This is a genomic window from Jiella avicenniae, assembly GCF_021390325.1.
In the GTDB taxonomy this organism is placed as follows: Bacteria; Pseudomonadota; Alphaproteobacteria; order Rhizobiales; family Rhizobiaceae; genus Jiella; species Jiella avicenniae.
The window spans coordinates 393,898-409,871 of sequence record NZ_JAJUWU010000003.1 but is presented as its reverse complement, the minus strand read 5'-3'; the positions used below and the strand labels follow the sequence as shown (position 1 = coordinate 409,871).

The following is a 15,974-nucleotide window of genomic DNA, read 5'->3' as shown; positions in this document are numbered from 1 at the left end:
CCGATGCTGCGGATCGAACTCCTCACTGACCAGCGGGACAGCCTCGGCGAAGGCCCGCTCTGGGACGTCGACGAACAGAGGCTCTACTGGATCGATTCCTACGGGCCCGCGGTCCATTCCTGCGACGCGCGCGGGGGCGAGCGCAAGAGCTGGCCGGTGCCGGAGCCGATCGGTTCGCTGGCGCTCCGAGAAAAGGGCGGCGCGATCGTCGCCCTGCGCTCGGGCTTCTTCACCCTCGACTTTGCCACCGGCGCCGTCGAGCGGATCTGCGAAACCCAACCGGGCGAGCTGCGCCCACGGCTCAACGACGGCAAGGTCGACCGTCAGGGCCGCTTTCTCGCCGGGTCGATGGATTTCGAGGAGAGCGATCCGGTCGGCGCGCTGTTCCGGCTCGATCCGGACCTTTCGGTGCACGAGCTCGACCGCGGCATCGTCTGTTCCAACGGCCCCTGCTTCAGCCCCGACGGCAAGACGCTCTACTTCGCTGACACCGGCCGGCGCGTCATCTACGCCTATGACTACGACACGGCGACCGGCGCGGTCCGCTCGCGGCGCGTCTTCGCGAGCTTCGAGGGAATGCGCGGCCTGCCGGACGGCGCGACGGTCGACGCCGAGGGCTTCGTCTGGAGCGTCGAGGTCTATTCGGGCCGGCTCGTGCGCTTCGATCCGAACGGTGTGATCGACCGGATCGTCAACCTGCCGGTCGAATCCACCACCAGTCTCACCTTCGGCGGTCCCGATCTCGACGTCGTCTTCGTCACCTCCATGGCTCGGCCATACCAGGGCAGCTACCACCGCCACCGCGAGGCGGGCGGGCTGTTCGCGGTCATCGGCCTCGGCGTGCGGGGCCTGCCGGAACCACGCTTTCTCGGATAGGAGCAAATGCGATGCGCATCGAAGTTCTTCTCGACGTGAAGACGACGCTGGGCGAGGGCCCGCTCTGGGACGTCGGCCAAGAGCGGCTGTACTTCATCGACAGCTTCGACGGCCGGGTGTTCCGCACGACGGCGGACGGCCGCGAGCTGCGCGCCTGGGACGTGCCGGAAAAGATCGGCTCGATGGCTCTGAGAAAGGACGGGGAGGGCGCGATCGTCTCGCTGCAGGGCGGCTTCCACACCCTCGATTTCAGGACCGGCGACGTCGATCTCATCCACGATCCGGAGCCGGACCGGCCGGCCAACCGCATCAACGACGGCAAGGTCGACCGCAAGGGCCGGTTCTTCGCCGGCTCCATGGACACGATGGAGGAGGGGCCTTTCGGCGCGCTCTACCGGCTCGATCCGGATTTTTCCGTCACCAAAGTCGACACCGACATCATCTGCTCGAACGGTCCGTGCTTCGCCCCGGACGACGGGACCTTCTACTTCACCGATACGTGGACCGGCGAGATCTGGGCCTACGACTTCGACGCCGGGACCGGCACGATCTCCAACCGGCGCACCTTCGCCAGGGTCGACACGACGGGCGGCGGCGCGGCCGACGGCGCGACGGTCGATGCCGAGGGCTGCCTATGGAGCGCGCTCGTCTATGCCGGCAAGCTGGTCCGCTACACGCCCGACGGCGCCGTGGAGAGGATCATCGACATGCCGGTCAAGAAGGTCACCAGCGTGATGTTCGGCGGCCCCGACCTCGACATTCTCTACGTCACCTCGATGGCGAAGCCGCCTCTGCCCCGCTTTCCCGGCGACGGCGTGATGCGCGGCAGCCTCTTCGCCATCCACGATCTCGGCATCCGCGGCGTGCCGGAGCCGCGCTTCGGCGCGTGAGCGAAGCGGCCGCGTGGCGGGAGGGGGCGGTCCGGCCTGGAGCGAACTGCCCATGGGTCCCGCCGTGCCAATCGGCGGGCCAGGAGCCGCCATGCAGCATACTCGTCACACCTGTTGACATGGGATCGAGAAACATCGAGTCATCTGCCTGACAAAAGAGCCGCCGACCTGCGATGCTGGCGCCGATGGCCGTACCCGTGCCGGAGGCAGGGTCCTGGGGGCGCAGCGCCGACGCTACACCTGCCGCCGTCTTCATCGATCAGGGTTGGCGTCGCCGCGGAGCTTGGTCGGCGCTGCGGGCGGAAGCGGTGCTCGGCAAACGAGGAGATCTCCTGAATGAAAGGCGCGCTGATCGGCTGCGGCTTTTTCGCCCAGAACCAGCTTCACGCGTGGTCCGGGATCGAGGGTGCCGACATCGTCGCCCTGTGCGACCAGGACGGGACGAGACTGTCAGACACCGCCGAGCGGTTCGCGATCGCGCGCACCTATCGCGATGCCGCAGCGATGCTGGAGGCCGAGCAGCTCGATTTCGTCGACATCGCGACCACCGTGCCGAGCCATCGGCCGCTTGTGGAGATGGCGGCCGCGGCGGGCCTCGACGTGATTTGCCAGAAGCCCTTCGCGGCGACGATGGCGGATGCCCGAGCCATGGTCGAGGCGGTGGAGAGCGCCGGGCGCGTCCTGATGGTGCACGAGAACTTCCGTTGGCAGTCGGCCGTGCGCCGGGCGATCGAGACGGTGCGCGAAGGGGCGATCGGCGCGCCCTTCTTCGGGCGCATCTCGTTCCGCTCGGGCTACGACGTCTTTTCCGGCCAGCCCTATCTCGCCGAGGGCGAGCGCTTCATCATCGAGGATCTCGGCATCCACATCCTCGACATCGCCCGCGCCTTCTTCGGCGACGTCGAGCGGCTGTCGGCCGCGACGAAACGCGTCAACCCGCAGATCCGCGGCGAGGACGTCGCGACGATGCTGCTGCAGCATTCGCAAGGGGCTAGCAGCGTCGTCGACTGTTCCTACGCGACGCGGCGCCAGCCGGAGACATTTCCCCAGACGCTTCTCGAGATCGACGGCAGCGAGGGGACGCTCCGCCTCGATGCCGGCTATCGGCTCACGGTGCAGACGAAGGGCGGCGAGAGCATTGCCGACGTCGAACCGCCGCTCCTCCCGTGGGCCGAGAAACCGTGGCACAACATCCAGGAGAGCGTATCGATCATCCAGCGGCATTTCGTCGACTGCATCGCCGCCGGCCGGGAGCCCGAGACTTCGGGCCGGGACAATCTGAAGACCCTCGCCCTGGTCGAGGCGGCCTATCGCTCGGCCGCGACCGGGCAGACGGTCCGGCCCGCGGATCTGTGAGCGGGCGGCTGGTCCCTTCACGCCGATGGAGCAACGCTCGGGGGAGGCGTCGCGCAACTGACGCCGGGCGGGTGCCGCATCGTCAAACTTGACCGCCGCGCCGCTTCGTGGATGAAACCCCATGACTGGTCCGAGAAACCGTCGGCCGGCCGAAGCGCATTCGAGGAAAGCCCGTGGCGTCGCAACTCTCCCCAGGCCCCGAGGGGGACAAGATCGTTCGCCGGAAACTGTCGGACCAGGTGCTCGCGCGGCTGCGCCAGATGATTCGGACCGGTGCGTTGAAGCCCGGCGATGCGATGCCGTCGGAACGGGCGCTGATGGAGCGCTTCGGCGTCGGCCGCCCGGCGGTGCGCGAGGCGCTGCAGTCGCTGCACAATTCCGGCCTGATCTCCATCAGCCACGGCGAGCGCAGCCGGGTGAACGAAATCACCGCCGGCACCGTCCTCGACCGCTCGGACGAGATCGCCCGGCTGCTGCTCGACGCCGTGCCGTCCAATCTCGAGCACCTCAAGCAGGCGCGGCGGATGTTCGAACTCGGCATCGTTCGGCTCGCGGCCGAGAAGGCAACGGAGGGCGACGTCGCGGAGCTGCGGGACCTCGTCGCCCGCCAGCGCGCGCTGCTCGGCACCGATCCCGTGCCCTTCATCCAGACCGACATGGCGTTCCACGCCCGCATCGCCGAAATCGCCGACAATCCGATCATCGCCGCCGTCTCGGTGGCGATGCTGCGCTGGCTGTTCGAGTACCACACCGCGCTGCTGCACTGGTCCGGCAAGGAGGAGATCACCCTGGCCGAGCACGCGCGCATCGTCGACCGCATCGCCGCCCACGACGCCGAAGGGGCGGTGGCGACGATGCGCGACCATCTCGACCGCTCGCTCGAGCTTTACGCCCGGAGCGAGGGGCCGACAGAGGCGGGGACGTAAGATCGTCGGAGGGTCCGAGTTCCTCATTCGTCGGGTCACGCCGTCTTCTGGGGTCGGCCGCCTTTCCTGCCATTTCGGCGGGCGGCCGCGGTCTTGGCAGGCGAGCGGGACATTCCCCCTTTGGACTGGATCTCCGCCATGTAACGAGCCGTTCCGAATAGACCCGCCATCAGGCCGGGGATGGTGAAGTCCGTATCGAGCTTTTCCCAATGAAGGCCGTAGCTGCCCACGAGTTCGACATCCGCCAACTCTTCGTCCGAGGCGTGCTGCAAGCCCTGCAGTGATCGTGCCGGCACCATGAACGCCGAACCATTGGTGAATTCCACGATGACCCGGCCAGAAGCAGAATCATAGCGGACGTCCAGCGGTTCCGGCCGTGAGGATTTGTCATCTTCGGCACGACGGATGGCCGTTTCCACGTCCGCCTCCGGAAACTCGAATTCAGCCATGGAGCTCTCTCCATTTTTCGAGAAGAAACGCTTGTCGATCCGCGACCAGCGCGCTCGCCCTGCGCAGTTCGCCATGCCGCATCGAGTTCGAAATCAGTCGGGGCTCCGAGCCGGAGATATCGATTTTCGCTTCTGCATCGCCGAACACATGCACGTGTGCCGGCAGATGATCGTCCGTGAAAATGACGACGCGCAGGGCGCCGGAACGGAGCACCGTAATCATCGTCACAGTTTACCCAGCTTGTTGGGTTTTTCAACGCTGCGTGAGTGGGTACGGTCGTCTGTTCCAGGTCTGAGCCAGCACGGAAGCCGAATTGACATCGTCTCTTCAATCGTTATCTCATCATACCAGTTGATGCCGCCCCTTCGGGTGGCGAGGGGAGAGATTGCGATGACGAGCATTGCGCTGTTCGGTGCCGGCGGAAAGATGGGGGTTCGGCTGTCGAAGAACCTGGCCAAGACCGATTTCGACGTGCGGCACGTCGAGGTCATGCCGGCCGGGCAGGCGCGGTTGAAAGAGGCCGTCGGCGTCGACTGCGTCGAACCGGACGCGGCGCTCGACGGGGCGGAGGTGGTCGTGCTCGCGGTGCCCGACACGGCGATCGGCAAGGTGGCCGGGATGGTCGTTCCGAAGGTCGCCCCCGGCACGATCGTCGTCATTCTCGACGCCGCCGCGCCCTTCGCCGGCCATCTGCCGGAGCGCGCCGACATCACCTATTTCGTCACCCATCCCTGCCATCCGACGATCTTCACCAAGGAGACGACGGAGGAAGGCCGCAACGACCATTTCGGCGGCATCGCCGCCGAGCAGGCGGTGGTCAACGCCCTGATGCAGGGGCCGGACGAGCACTATGCGATCGGCGACGAGGTGGCGCGGGCGATCTATGCGCCGGTCTGCCGCACGCACCGGGTCACCGTCGAGCAGATGGCCTATCTCGAGCCGGGCCTGTCGGAGACGGTCTGTGCCTCGCTCCTCGTCGTCATGCGCGAGGCGATGGAGGAGGTGATCAAGACCGGCGTGCCGCGCGAATGCGCCCGCGACTTCCTGCTCGGCCACATGAACATCCTCGGCGCGGTGATCTTCGAGGAGGTCGACGGCGTGTTTTCCGATGCCTGCAACAAGGCGATCGAATTCGGCAAGCCGATGCTGATGCGCGACGACTGGAAGAAGGTCTTCGAGCCGGGCGAGATCGCGGCGAGCATCGAGCGGATCACCTGATCGCCGCCGTCTCGCGGTGATCGAGAAACGGAACGGGCCGGGGCGAGACGATCGCGCCGGCCCTTTCTCTCGTCCCGCTTGGTTCAGCCGTGGGCGATGGAGACGGTCTTCAGCCGCGAGAAGCCGTAGAGCGCCTCGAAGCCCTTTTCGCGCCCGTGGCCGGACTTGCCGACGCCGCCGAAGGGCAGTTCGACGCCGCCGCCGGCCCCGTAATTGTTGACGAAGACCTGGCCGCAATGGAGTTTGCGGGCGATCCGCATCTGCCGGCCGCCATTCTGCGTCCAGACGCCGGCGACGAGGCCGTAATCCGTGCCGTTGGCGATGCGGATCGCGTCGGCTTCGTCGTCGAAGGGGATCATCACCTGCACCGGACCGAAGATCTCCTCCCGGGCGAGCGCGTGATCCGCCGGCACGTCTGCGAAGAGCACCGGCGCGACGTAGTGGCCCGCCGCCGGCGCGCTCGCGTCGATCCGCCCTTCGGCGGCGACCGTCAGTTCGGCGCGGCCCTTGGCGATGTAGCGGGCGACGACGTCCTTCTGTTTGGCCGAGACGAGCGGGCCGAGGTCGAAGACTTCCGAGGCCGGGCCGGCGACGAGGGCGCGATAGGCCGCGGCCATCCGTTCCTTGACCGTCTCATAGATGCCGCGCTGGACGAGGACCCGCGAGGCGGCCGAGCAGGTCTGGCCGGCGGCCTGAATGCAGGCGCCGACGAGGGTCGGCAGCGCCGCTTCGAGATCGCAGTCGTCGAAGACGATGTGCGGGCTCTTGCCGCCGAGTTCCAGCGTCACCGGCACGACGTTCTCGGCCGCCGCGCTTTGGATGCGCCGGCCGGTGCCGACCGAGCCGGTGAAGGAGACGTGATGGACGCGCGGATGGGCCGAGAGCGCGGCGCCCACCTCGTGGCCCCAGCCGGTGACGACGTTGAGCGCGCCGGCCGGCAGCCCGGCCTCTTCGGCGAGCGCGGCGACGGCGAGGGCGCTCAGCGAGGCGTCTTCGGCCGGCTTCAGGACGCAGGCATTGCCCATGGCGAGCGCCGCCCCGACCGAGCGGCCGAGGATCTGCATCGGGTAGTTCCAGGGAATGATGTGGGCGGTGACGCCGTGCGGCTCGCGCAAAGTGAGGACGGTGGTGCCGGCCTGATAGGGGATGGTCTCGCCCATCACCTTGTCGGCCGCGCCGCCGTAGAACTCGAAGTAGCGGGCGAGGGCCTTCGCATCGTTGCGGGCCTGGGCGATCGGCTTGCCGACGTCGGCCGATTCCAGATGGGCGAGCGTCTCGGCGCGGTCCTCGACGAGGCGGGCGAGGCGCATCAGGATGCGTCCGCGCTCGGTCGCGGTCATCGCGCCCCATTCGCCGTCGAGGGCCGCCTCCGCGGCCGAGACGGCGGCCTCGACATCCTCGGCCGTGCCGGCCGCGATGCTGGCCATCGTCTCGCCGTTGGACGGGTTTTCCACCGGGATCAGGGCGCCGGATGCGGCCGGACGCCATCGGCCGCCGACGAGGAGCTTCGATGGGTCGAACCACAGGCCCGTCTGGATCGTCATCGTCTCGTGTCCTTCCCTGACGTGTCGAGCCACCCGGCGCGAAACGCGCTCTTCCTTGGCGGCTCTTGAAATCAGAAGCGCGCCGATCCCGGCGCTTCAGCGCGCGGCGTCGGGCCTGCGCCGCTCAGTCGCTCCGGCGCACGTGCGTCTCGATTCTCTCGCGCCCGGCGTCGATGTGGCCGCGCATCGCCGTCTCGGCCCGGGACGGATCGCGCGCGGCGATCGCGGCGAGAATGTCGAGATGCTCCTCGATCACCGCGTGGGCGACGTCGGAGTGATAGCGCAGGCGAAAGATGTGCATCTGCGTGAACAGGCGGCCGAGCGTGTCCTCGATCAGCTCGTTGCCGCAGGCCCGCGCGATCGCGGTGTGGAAGCGGCTGTCGAGGACGACGAGCCTGGCGCGATGGCCGCCGATGTTCTCGGCGGCGAGCGTCCGCATTTCCTCGGCGATCGTGCCGAGGTCCGAAAGTGCCTCCGGCGAGGCGTGCCGTGCCGCCCGCGCGGCGCTCGCCGGTTCGATCAGGCTGCGCAGTTCGAAGATCTTTTCGAACTGGTCGAGGGTTGGGAGCGGCCCGACGCTCCAGCCGGAATATTGCTTCTTGACGACGAGCCCCTCGGCTTCGAGGCGGATGAGGGCGGCCCTGGTCGGCGTCTGCGACACGCCGAAGCGCCGGGCCAGCCCGTCGATGGAAAGCCGCTCGCCCGGCGGAATGCGCAGCGAGATCAGATCGTCGACGAGGCGCTGATAGATCTCGTCCCCCAGCGACGGGCGCAGCGGAATCTGGTCTTTCGCCTCGGGCCGCCAGTCCGCGGCCGGGCCGGATGTTGCGTCCTTCGCGACCAAAAAGCGCGTCCTTGACCGATGGCTTCAGTTTTCATACGAATATCGTATCGGATATCTGGTGTAAACACTGGGCCGATCGGGCCGGCGCCCGGCGCGAGGGAGACGCGCGGCGCATTCATGAGGCCCTGTCAAAGGGAGGAGAGATCCATGACTTGCAGGTCGATGCTCGCCGGGCTGCTGCTGGCGACGAGCGCGCTTGCCACGACGATGGCGGACGCCAAGGAGGTGAACTTCGCCATCGTCACGCCGCCCGACGGCCACTACGGCCAGGGCGCCAAGGCGTTCGCCGAAAAGATGAAGGAGCTCTCGGGCGGCGACTTCGTCGTCAACGTCAAGGCCGGCGGCTCGCTCGGCGGCGAGCGCGAGCTTCTGGAGGGTGAGCAGATTGGCACGATCGAACTCGCCATGACCTCGACCGGGCCGGTCGGCTCCTTCGTGCCGGAGATCTACGCCCTCGACTTCCCCTTCCTGTTCGAGGACTACGCCAGCGCCCGCAGGATCCTCGACGGCGAGATCGGCGACGAACTCCTGTCGAAGTTCGAGGACAAGGGCATGATCGGCCTCGCCTGGTCCGAGAACGGCTTTCGCCACGTCACCAATTCGGTCCATCCCGTCAAGACGCCGGAGGATCTCGCCGGGCTGAAGCTCAGGACCATGGAGAACCAGGTCCATATCGACGCCTTCAAGGAACTCGGCGCCTCGCCGACGCCGATGAGCTGGACGGAGGTTTTGACCTCGCTCCAGCAGGGCACGATCGACGGGCAGGAGAACCCGATCCCGATCATCGTCTCCAACAACATGTGGGACATGCAGAAATACGTGACGCTCACCGGCCACGTCTATTCGCCGGCGGTGATCACCATGTCGAAGATCCACTGGGACCAGCTTTCCGACGAGGAGAAGGGCTGGATCAGGGAGGCCTCCGAGGCCGCCGTCGAAGCGACGCGCAAGGTCGTCGACCAGACCGAGGCGGATGGCGTGAAGACCATGCGCGAGCATGGGATGGAAGTCGTCGAGGACGTCGACAAGGCGGCTTTCCAGTCCGCCGTCGAGCCGACCTACGAGCGCTACGGCAAGGAATACGGCGAGCAGATGATCCAGCGGATCCGCGACGCCCAGAAGTGAATGTCGCGCCGCCCGGCCCCGTCTTTCTGCAAGCGGGACGGGGCCGTGTGCTCGGCGCGTCGGACCCGTTCGGCGTCGTCGCGATCTGCCGGAAACGCCGGGCCCGCCGATCTCGCGCCTCGACGGTGCGGTGTCCGCCCGTCCGCCGTCGAAGCTGATCATCGAAGGTGCCGCCGATGCGCAAGACCGCTCTCAACGCCGCCGAGCGGGTGATCTCGCTCACCCACAATCTCGCGGCGCTGCTGCTCGCTCTGGCGACGCTGCTGGTGTTCTGGCAGGTCGTCACCCGTTTCCTCCTCGGCGACGCGGCGGCCTGGTCGGAGGTTCTGGCCCGCGGCGTCGTCATCTGGATGGTCTTTCTCGTCGCCGGCGCGGGTTTTCGCTTGAGCGCGATGATCCCGCTGGAATTCGTACGGAGCGCGCTGCCGGCTAAATTCCAACGCGTCGTCGGCTTCGTCGTGATGGCCCTGATCCTCGTCTTTCTCGGCGTCCTCGTCTGGTTCGGCACGGCGATGACGATCCGCGTTTCGACCCAGCAAGTGGCGATGCTCGGCGTGCCGATCTCCTGGTTTTATGCGGCGATCCCCATCGGCGCGGCGCTGGCCGTTCCCGGCGTCCTACTCGAATTCTTCAGGCCGATCGACGGCGTGCGCGACGAGGCGGCGGCGCGCGACGAGGTGTTCGAATGAACGCCGCCCTCGTTTCGGCGCTGATCGTCTTCTTCGTCCTGTCGGTGCCCGTCGGGGTGGCGATCGGCCTCGCCGCGATCGTCGGTGTCGGCTTCTTCTCGCCGCTGCCGCTGCTCGTCGTTCCGCAGAAGATCTTCACCTCGCTCGACAGCTTCCCGCTGCTCGCCGTGCCCTTCTTCATCCTCGCCGGCAATCTGATGACCCATGGCGGCGTCTCGCGCCGGCTGGTCGGCTTCGCCAAGTCGCTGGTCGGCGGCGTCCAGGGCGGGCTCGCCTCGACCTGCGTCGTCACCTGCATGATCTTCGCGGCGATCTCCGGCTCGTCCGTGGCGACGACCTTCGCCATCGGCGCGATCCTCGTCCCGGCGATGGCGCGGCACGGCTATCCGTTGCCCATGGCCGCGACGATACAGGCGACCTCCGCCGAACTCGGCGTCATCATCCCGCCCTCGGTGCCGATGATCATCTTCGGCGTCGCGACGGAGACCTCGGTCACCCAGCTGTTCATGGCCGGCATCGGCCCCGGTCTCCTCGTTGCGGCGGCGCTCGTCGCGATGACGCAGGTCTGGTGCCGGGTGAAGGGCATCGGCCGGCAGGACGGTGACGAGAGCGCGCCGATCCTCACGAGCTTCGTCGAGGCCTTCTGGGCGCTGATGCTGCCGGTCATCATCCTCGGCGGCATCTATGGCGGCGTCTTCACGCCGACCGAGGCGGCGGCGGTCTCGGTGGTCTATGCGCTCGTCGTCGGCCTCTTCGTCTACCGTGAGATGACCATCGCCGACCTGCCGCAGATCTTCCGCTCGGCCGCGGTGTCGACCGGGGCGATCATGCTGATCATCGCCACCGCCGGGCTGTTCTCCTTCCTGATCAGCCTGTCGGGCCTGCCGAACCTGATCGGCGGCTGGGCCAAGGCGAATTTCGACGGCGCCGTCGGCTTCCTGCTGTTCGTCAACGCTCTCCTCCTCGTCGTCGGCATGTTCGTCGAGACCTCGGCGGCCATCCTCGTGCTGGCACCGATCCTGACGCCGATCGCCGTCGGCTTCGGCGTCGATCCGGTGCATTTCGGGATCGTCGTCATCGTCAACCTGGCGCTCGGCATGATCACGCCGCCGCTCGGCGTCAATCTCTTCGCCGCCGCCCAGGTGGCCAAGATCCCGGTGCAGCGGATGTTCGGCTCGCTGGTGATCCCGGTCACCGTCGTCCTCGGGACACTGCTCCTCATCACCTACGTGCCAGAGATTTCCCTGTTCCTGCGCGACCTCTTCACCTGAGGCCGTCGGGCGCCTTCGGCCAAATCCCGCAACGAGGCTGGAAACCATGAACGACACCGCGAAGCCAAGCTACCGCATTGCGACCATCGAGGGCGACGGCATCGGCCCGGAGGTGACGCGCTCGGCGATGGCCGTGCTCAAGGAGGCCTGCGGCGGTAACCGCCTCGACTTCGTGATGGTGCCGGGCGGTGTCGGTCACTACCAGGCGACGGGCAAGGTGCTGCCCGCCGAGACGCTCGCCGCCTGCCGCGACCTCGACGCGGCCCTGCATGGCGCCGCCGGCCTGCCGGGCGTGACCTATCCAGACGGGACGGAAGTCGGCAACGAACTGCATCTGCAGCTCCGCTTCCAGCTCGACCTCTACGCCAACGTCCGGCCTATCAAGCTCCTGAAGGGCGTCCGCTCGCCGCTGCGTGACCACGACGCGACGATGGCGGGCGGGGGCATCGACTACGTCATCGTGCGCGAAAACACCGAGGGCCTTTATGCCAGCCGCGGCGCGGGGGTCCTGCTGCGCGGCGAGTTCGCCTCCGACAGCCTCGTCGTCACCCGCAAGGGCACGGAACGGGTCGCGCGCTTCGCCTTCGAACTCTCTGGCAAGCGGGGCGGCGCGCTGCGCGACGGCAAGCGCCGCGTGACCGTCTGCGACAAGGCCAACATCCTGCGCAGCTACGCCTTCTTCCGCTCGGTCTGCGACGAGGTCCACCGGGAGTTTCCCGGCATCGACATCGACTATGCCTATGCCGATGCGATCACCGTCCACCTGCTGAAGAAGCCCGATTTCTACGACGTCATCGTCGCGGAGAACATGTTCGGCGACATCATCTCCGACCTCGGCGCGGCGACCGTCGGCGGCATGGGCATCTCGCCCTCCGGCGAGATCGGCGACGACCATGCGCTCTTCCAGGGCGCCCACGGCTCGGCGCCGGACATTGCGGGCCAGGATCTGGCGAGCCCCATCGCAGCGATCCTCTCGGGCGTGATGATGCTGCGTTGGCTGGCGGACCGCCATGGCGACGAGGCTCTGGCACGGGATGCCGAGCGGATCGAACGGGCGGTGGAGACGGTGCTCGAAACGGGCGAGCACGTGCCGACCGATCTCGGCGGCAAGGCCCGCTGCAGCGAGATGACCGAGGCGATCCTGCGGGCTCTCGCCTGACATTCGAGAACGGGAAGACCTTGATGAGCAAACAGACCATCGGCATCGTCGGCATCGGCATGATGGGCCACGGCATCGCCCGCAACGTCCTGAAGGCCGGCTGGCCGCTCGGCTATCTCGCCCATCCCGGCAACCAGCCGACCGACGATCTCGATGCGGCCGGCGCGCGGCGCTTCGATGCGCTGCAGGACCTCGTCTCAGGGAGCGACGTCGTCATCCTCTGCGTCACCGGCAGTGCGCAGATCGAGGAATTGATCCTCGGCGAGGCGAGCCTGGCGGACGCGCTTCGCCCCGGCGCGATCGTCGTCGACTGCTCGACCGGCATTCCCGCCGTGACCGTCGAGGCGGCCGAGCGGGTGGCGGTGGCCGGCGGCCGCTTCGTCGACGCGTCGATGACGCGCACGCCGAAGGAAGCCGAGGAGGGGCGGCTGAACCTTCTGATCGGGGGGGACGACGCCATCGTCGCCGAATTGACTCCGCTCTTCGAGGCGTTTTCGGAAAACCGCTTTCATGCGGGCCCCGTCGGCTCCGGCCAGATGCTGAAGCTGATCCACAACTTCGTCTCGCTCGGCACCGTGACGCTGATCAGCGAAGCCGCCGCCTGCGCCGCCGAAAACGGCATTTCGCCGGAGATCCTCGTCGACTGTCTGCGCCGGGGCGGCGGACATGGCGCGGCGCTCGAGCGTGTGGCGCCCTTCCTGCTCGACGGCGAGACCGGCCAGATGCGCTTCACCAATGCCAATGCGCTGAAAGACATCAGCTATTACGGCAAGCTCGTCGAGGCGACCGGAACCCGCCGGGACGTCGCCGACGGCGTGCTCTCGGCGCTCGGATGGCTGAACGAAAACGGCTTCGGCGAGGCGATGGCGCCGGAGGCGGCAAAAGCGTTCCGGCAGAAGGGATGAGCCCGGCGGCAGCGACCCGACCGCCTTCGGCTCGCCGCAAGTCGCGCCTGCCTGCAAGGCCTAGCGAAACGTCTCCAAGGCCGCCGCGACCGCCGGATGCGTCCTGGCATGGACGTCGAGCGGTGTGCCGGCCATCGCCGCTTCCCAGGCCTCGCGCATGCTGGCGACGCCGCCGGCTGGGCCGTGCGGATGCGCCATGATGCCGCCGCCGGCCGCGTGGATGAGGTCGCTCGAGCCGAGCCGCGCGAAGGTCTCCGGTGCCTGCAGGGCCGTCTGGCCTGACGAGAACACCGGCATGGCGAGGCAGGGCGCGTCGTCGGAAAGCGGCGTCAGGCAGGCGCGCGCCGCTTCGATGACGCTGTCGTCGTCCTCGGAGAATTTGTTCGCAAGGCCGTTGACGTGCATGTGGTCGCAGCCGGCGAGCCGCCAGATCTTCTGCCAGGCGCGGTAGGACCAGCCGAGGGCCGGGTGGCGCGAGAGATAGCCCCAGCCGTTGCGATGGGCATGGATCGGCAGCTCCGAATGGCGGGCGAGTTCGATCATGCCGACGAGGCCGACGGAGTTGATGCTCGCCATCACGCAGGTGCCGCCGAGATCGCGGACGCGGTCGTGCCGGCGGCGCATTTCGTCGAGGTCGCCGGTGATGTTGAAGGCGAACATCACCTTCTTGCCCGTCCGCTGGGCGTGGCGGTCGATCACCGCCATCACCGCCCGCGCACGCGACTCGAAGGGGCATCCGGGGCCGTCCGACTGGAGTTCGTCGTCCTTGACGAAATCGATCCCGGCGGCGGCGAGGGTGTCGACGATTTCGGCCGTTCCCTCCGCCGTCAGCCCGATGCTCGGCTTGACGATCGTGCCGATCAGCGGGCGATCGAAGACGCCGGCGAGCTTCCGGGTGCCCGCGATGCCGAATTGCGGACCGCGATATTTGTCCGCAAAAGCGCGCGGCAGACGGACGTCGAGAAGGCGCAGGCCGGAAACCTGCTTCAGCTCGTAGAGATTGCCGGCGATGGTGGCGAGAAGGTTCGGCAGCGAGGCGCCGATGTTGTCGAGCGGCCAGGAGAGCGTCACCCGGGCCCGGGTGAAGCGCCCCGCCTCGGCGGGCTTCGCGGCGCCCGGCAGCGAGGGCTCCGCGACGGTGCCGAGCACCGCGATCCGCTCGACCCGGGCCGCCGCCCGCGCCTTCAGTTCGGGCGTCTCGCCGGGGACGGGCAGAAACGTCCCGCTCGACTGTTCGCCGGCCATGACCTCCGCCGCCCTCTCGACCGCGACGGGCGTTTCGAGGAGATAGTCGGCCTCGATCCGATCGGTCGCGAGTTGGCTGCGCGCTGGGGCGATGTCGGTTTGGGTCATGGATGCGGGAGAGATGTGGTCGATGGCGTCTTGTATCATCATGTCGTTATACCAGTCGATTTCGCACGACAAGCCGCGTCCATTCACGGAGCCGATCGGAGGCCGCGTGAATGGGGCTTGCGAGCAATCGGGTCGAGGCGCATGTCGCTTACGATCTCCCGGCCGTCGGCCTCGGCTCGTCTTCGGCCTGCACGCCCGCCAAGGCGAAGGAAGTCGATGCCGGGCCTCGGCTCCGGTGGAACCGGTCCAGCAAGAAAGGAGAAGATCGCATGGCACTCGCGGGCAAGGCGGCCGTCGTCATCTGGAACGACGTCACGCCCGAGGCACGGTCCGACTTCCTCGCCTGGCACGGCCGGGAACACGTTCCCGAGCGGGTCTCGATCGCGGGCTTTCGCCGCGGCCGGCGGGGCCGGGCGGTCTCCGGCGGGCCGGAGTTCTTCACCCTCTACGAGGTCGAAAACGAGGCGTTTCTCGGCGGGGCGTATCTGCGCCGTCTGAACGACCCGACCCCGTGGACGCGGCGCGTCATGCCGGCGTTCCGGCAGGCTTCGCGCGCGTTGTGCCGTGTGGAGTTCAGCCTCGGGGCGGGGGTGGGCGGCTTCGTCGCGACCGCCGTCCTGCCGGAACTCGCCGATGCCGATGGGGCCTTCCGGAGCGCCCTGCAACGGACGGCCGAAGCGCTGTTTGCCGCACAATCCGCGCTGACCGGCCTTCATCTCTTGCGCTGCGATGCCAATGCGAGCCGCGAGAAGACGGCGGAACACGGCCTGCGCCGCGAGACCCCCGAGTTGCCGGCGGGCGTCCTCCTGGCGGAGGCCGGCGATGCGGCGCCGCTCGCCGACGTGGTCGCCGGCTTTTCCGAAAAGATGGCGAGCGAGACGGGCAGGCGCTTCGAAGCGGGGCGCATCGCGATCTACCGGCTCGAACTCTGCCTGGCCGCCGGCGAGGTCCTGCCCCCCTGGGATGGTTCCCCGACTTTTGCTGGCGAAGGCGATTGACGATCCGGTCGGATCGACCGGACCGCCTCCATGCTCATGCGCGCGGGTTCAAACGTCCGCGCTGGCCAGGCTGTTCTGCACGGCGCGGGCGAGAGCGGCGTTCTTGTCGGCGAGGCTACCGGCCGCCTCGTAGGCCTCGATCGTCTCGAGGATCTGCTGGCGAAACGCGACGGCGGTCGCTTCGCTCAGCGCCTGATCGAAGTAGTAGTCGCAGAACGGCTGGACGATCTTCGCCAAAACGAAGAGCGCCACGGTGTCCTCCTCGCCCCGGGCCGCCTTCTGGAGGCAGGACTGGGCGAACTCTTCGTATGTCCGGACGCCGAGATGGCCCTCGGCGATGATGCGCTTGACGTCGCTCAACATAAACGGC

At 67.9% G+C, this 15,974-nt stretch carries 17 protein-coding genes; 11 read left to right on the top strand and 6 right to left on the bottom strand.

The window, feature by feature from the left end; translation table 11 throughout:
• The first annotated feature begins 3 nt into the window (after nt 1–3).
• From LZD57_RS04120 to nanR, 4 genes are all read left to right on the top strand, one after another.
• Nucleotides 4–876 (top strand): SMP-30/gluconolactonase/LRE family protein, encoded by an 873-nt coding sequence (locus tag LZD57_RS04120; RefSeq protein ID WP_233717841.1) that lies wholly within the window; start codon nt 4–6, stop codon nt 874–876.
• A gap of 11 nt (nt 877–887) precedes the next feature.
• Entirely contained in the window at nt 888–1,766 is an 879-nt protein-coding gene (locus LZD57_RS04115) for an SMP-30/gluconolactonase/LRE family protein (RefSeq protein ID WP_233717840.1), read from the top strand.
• Between the two features lie 336 nt (nt 1,767–2,102).
• Entirely contained in the window at nt 2,103–3,122 is a 1,020-nt protein-coding gene (locus tag LZD57_RS04110) for a Gfo/Idh/MocA family protein (RefSeq protein ID WP_233717839.1), read from the top strand.
• 173 nt (nt 3,123–3,295) lie between these two features.
• On the top strand, nt 3,296–4,048 hold the full coding sequence (gene nanR, locus LZD57_RS04105; RefSeq protein ID WP_233717838.1) for a transcriptional regulator NanR: 753 nt from the start codon (nt 3,296–3,298) through the stop codon (nt 4,046–4,048).
• Between the two features lie 35 nt (nt 4,049–4,083).
• Here nanR and LZD57_RS04100 read toward each other — a convergent pair whose 3' ends face one another.
• Nucleotides 4,084–4,497: a DUF2442 domain-containing protein gene (locus tag LZD57_RS04100; RefSeq protein WP_233717837.1), complete on the bottom strand. Its 414-nt coding sequence runs from the start codon at nt 4,495–4,497 to the stop codon at nt 4,084–4,086.
• Nucleotides 4,490–4,720 carry a DUF4160 domain-containing protein gene (locus tag LZD57_RS04095; protein ID WP_233717919.1) on the bottom strand — a complete coding sequence of 77 codons (231 nt, stop codon included), beginning with the start codon at nt 4,718–4,720 and terminating at the stop codon, nt 4,490–4,492. The genes LZD57_RS04100 and LZD57_RS04095 overlap by 8 nt, the downstream gene beginning before the upstream one ends.
• 168 nt (nt 4,721–4,888) lie before the next feature.
• Between LZD57_RS04095 and LZD57_RS04090 the strand changes: the two genes are divergently transcribed.
• Nucleotides 4,889–5,716 carry a phosphogluconate dehydrogenase C-terminal domain-containing protein gene (locus tag LZD57_RS04090; protein WP_233717836.1) on the top strand — a complete coding sequence of 276 codons (828 nt, stop codon included), beginning with the start codon at nt 4,889–4,891 and terminating at the stop codon, nt 5,714–5,716.
• A gap of 83 nt (nt 5,717–5,799) precedes the next feature.
• On the opposite strand, the gene LZD57_RS04085 is transcribed toward LZD57_RS04090, so the two are convergent.
• Entirely contained in the window at nt 5,800–7,260 is a 1,461-nt protein-coding gene (locus tag LZD57_RS04085) for an aldehyde dehydrogenase family protein (RefSeq protein WP_233717835.1), read from the bottom strand.
• A 124-nt stretch (nt 7,261–7,384) separates the two neighbouring features.
• Nucleotides 7,385–8,104 carry a GntR family transcriptional regulator gene (locus LZD57_RS04080; protein ID WP_233717834.1) on the bottom strand — a complete coding sequence of 240 codons (720 nt, stop codon included), beginning with the start codon at nt 8,102–8,104 and terminating at the stop codon, nt 7,385–7,387.
• Between the two features lie 147 nt (nt 8,105–8,251).
• Between LZD57_RS04080 and LZD57_RS04075 the strand changes: the two genes are divergently transcribed.
• The 5 genes from LZD57_RS04075 (at nt 8,252) to LZD57_RS04055 (ending at nt 13,253) form a co-directional block, all read left to right on the top strand.
• A complete protein-coding gene (locus LZD57_RS04075) occupies nt 8,252–9,229 on the top strand; it encodes a TRAP transporter substrate-binding protein (RefSeq protein ID WP_233717833.1) in 978 nt (325 codons plus the stop codon).
• 176 nt (nt 9,230–9,405) lie between these two features.
• A complete protein-coding gene (locus LZD57_RS04070) occupies nt 9,406–9,918 on the top strand; it encodes a TRAP transporter small permease (protein WP_233717832.1) in 513 nt (170 codons plus the stop codon).
• The gene (locus LZD57_RS04065; protein WP_233717831.1) at nt 9,915–11,189 is read left to right on the top strand and encodes a TRAP transporter large permease; all 1,275 of its coding nucleotides are present in this window, start codon (nt 9,915–9,917) and stop codon (nt 11,187–11,189) included. Before LZD57_RS04070 ends, LZD57_RS04065 begins: the two co-directional genes overlap by 4 nt.
• A gap of 46 nt (nt 11,190–11,235) precedes the next feature.
• Nucleotides 11,236–12,348 carry an isocitrate/isopropylmalate dehydrogenase family protein gene (locus LZD57_RS04060; RefSeq protein WP_233717830.1) on the top strand — a complete coding sequence of 371 codons (1,113 nt, stop codon included), beginning with the start codon at nt 11,236–11,238 and terminating at the stop codon, nt 12,346–12,348.
• A gap of 23 nt (nt 12,349–12,371) precedes the next feature.
• Nucleotides 12,372–13,253 (top strand): NAD(P)-dependent oxidoreductase, encoded by an 882-nt coding sequence (locus LZD57_RS04055; RefSeq protein ID WP_233717829.1) that lies wholly within the window; start codon nt 12,372–12,374, stop codon nt 13,251–13,253.
• A gap of 60 nt (nt 13,254–13,313) precedes the next feature.
• Here LZD57_RS04055 and LZD57_RS04050 read toward each other — a convergent pair whose 3' ends face one another.
• Nucleotides 13,314–14,606 carry a ribulose-bisphosphate carboxylase large subunit family protein gene (locus LZD57_RS04050; protein WP_233717918.1) on the bottom strand — a complete coding sequence of 431 codons (1,293 nt, stop codon included), beginning with the start codon at nt 14,604–14,606 and terminating at the stop codon, nt 13,314–13,316.
• A gap of 269 nt (nt 14,607–14,875) precedes the next feature.
• Between LZD57_RS04050 and LZD57_RS04045 the strand changes: the two genes are divergently transcribed.
• A complete protein-coding gene (locus LZD57_RS04045) occupies nt 14,876–15,604 on the top strand; it encodes a DUF4286 family protein (RefSeq protein WP_233717828.1) in 729 nt (242 codons plus the stop codon).
• 48 nt (nt 15,605–15,652) lie between these two features.
• On the opposite strand, the gene LZD57_RS04040 is transcribed toward LZD57_RS04045, so the two are convergent.
• Nucleotides 15,653–15,967 carry a hypothetical protein gene (locus tag LZD57_RS04040; RefSeq protein ID WP_233717827.1) on the bottom strand — a complete coding sequence of 105 codons (315 nt, stop codon included), beginning with the start codon at nt 15,965–15,967 and terminating at the stop codon, nt 15,653–15,655.
• Nucleotides 15,968–15,974 lie beyond the last annotated feature (7 nt).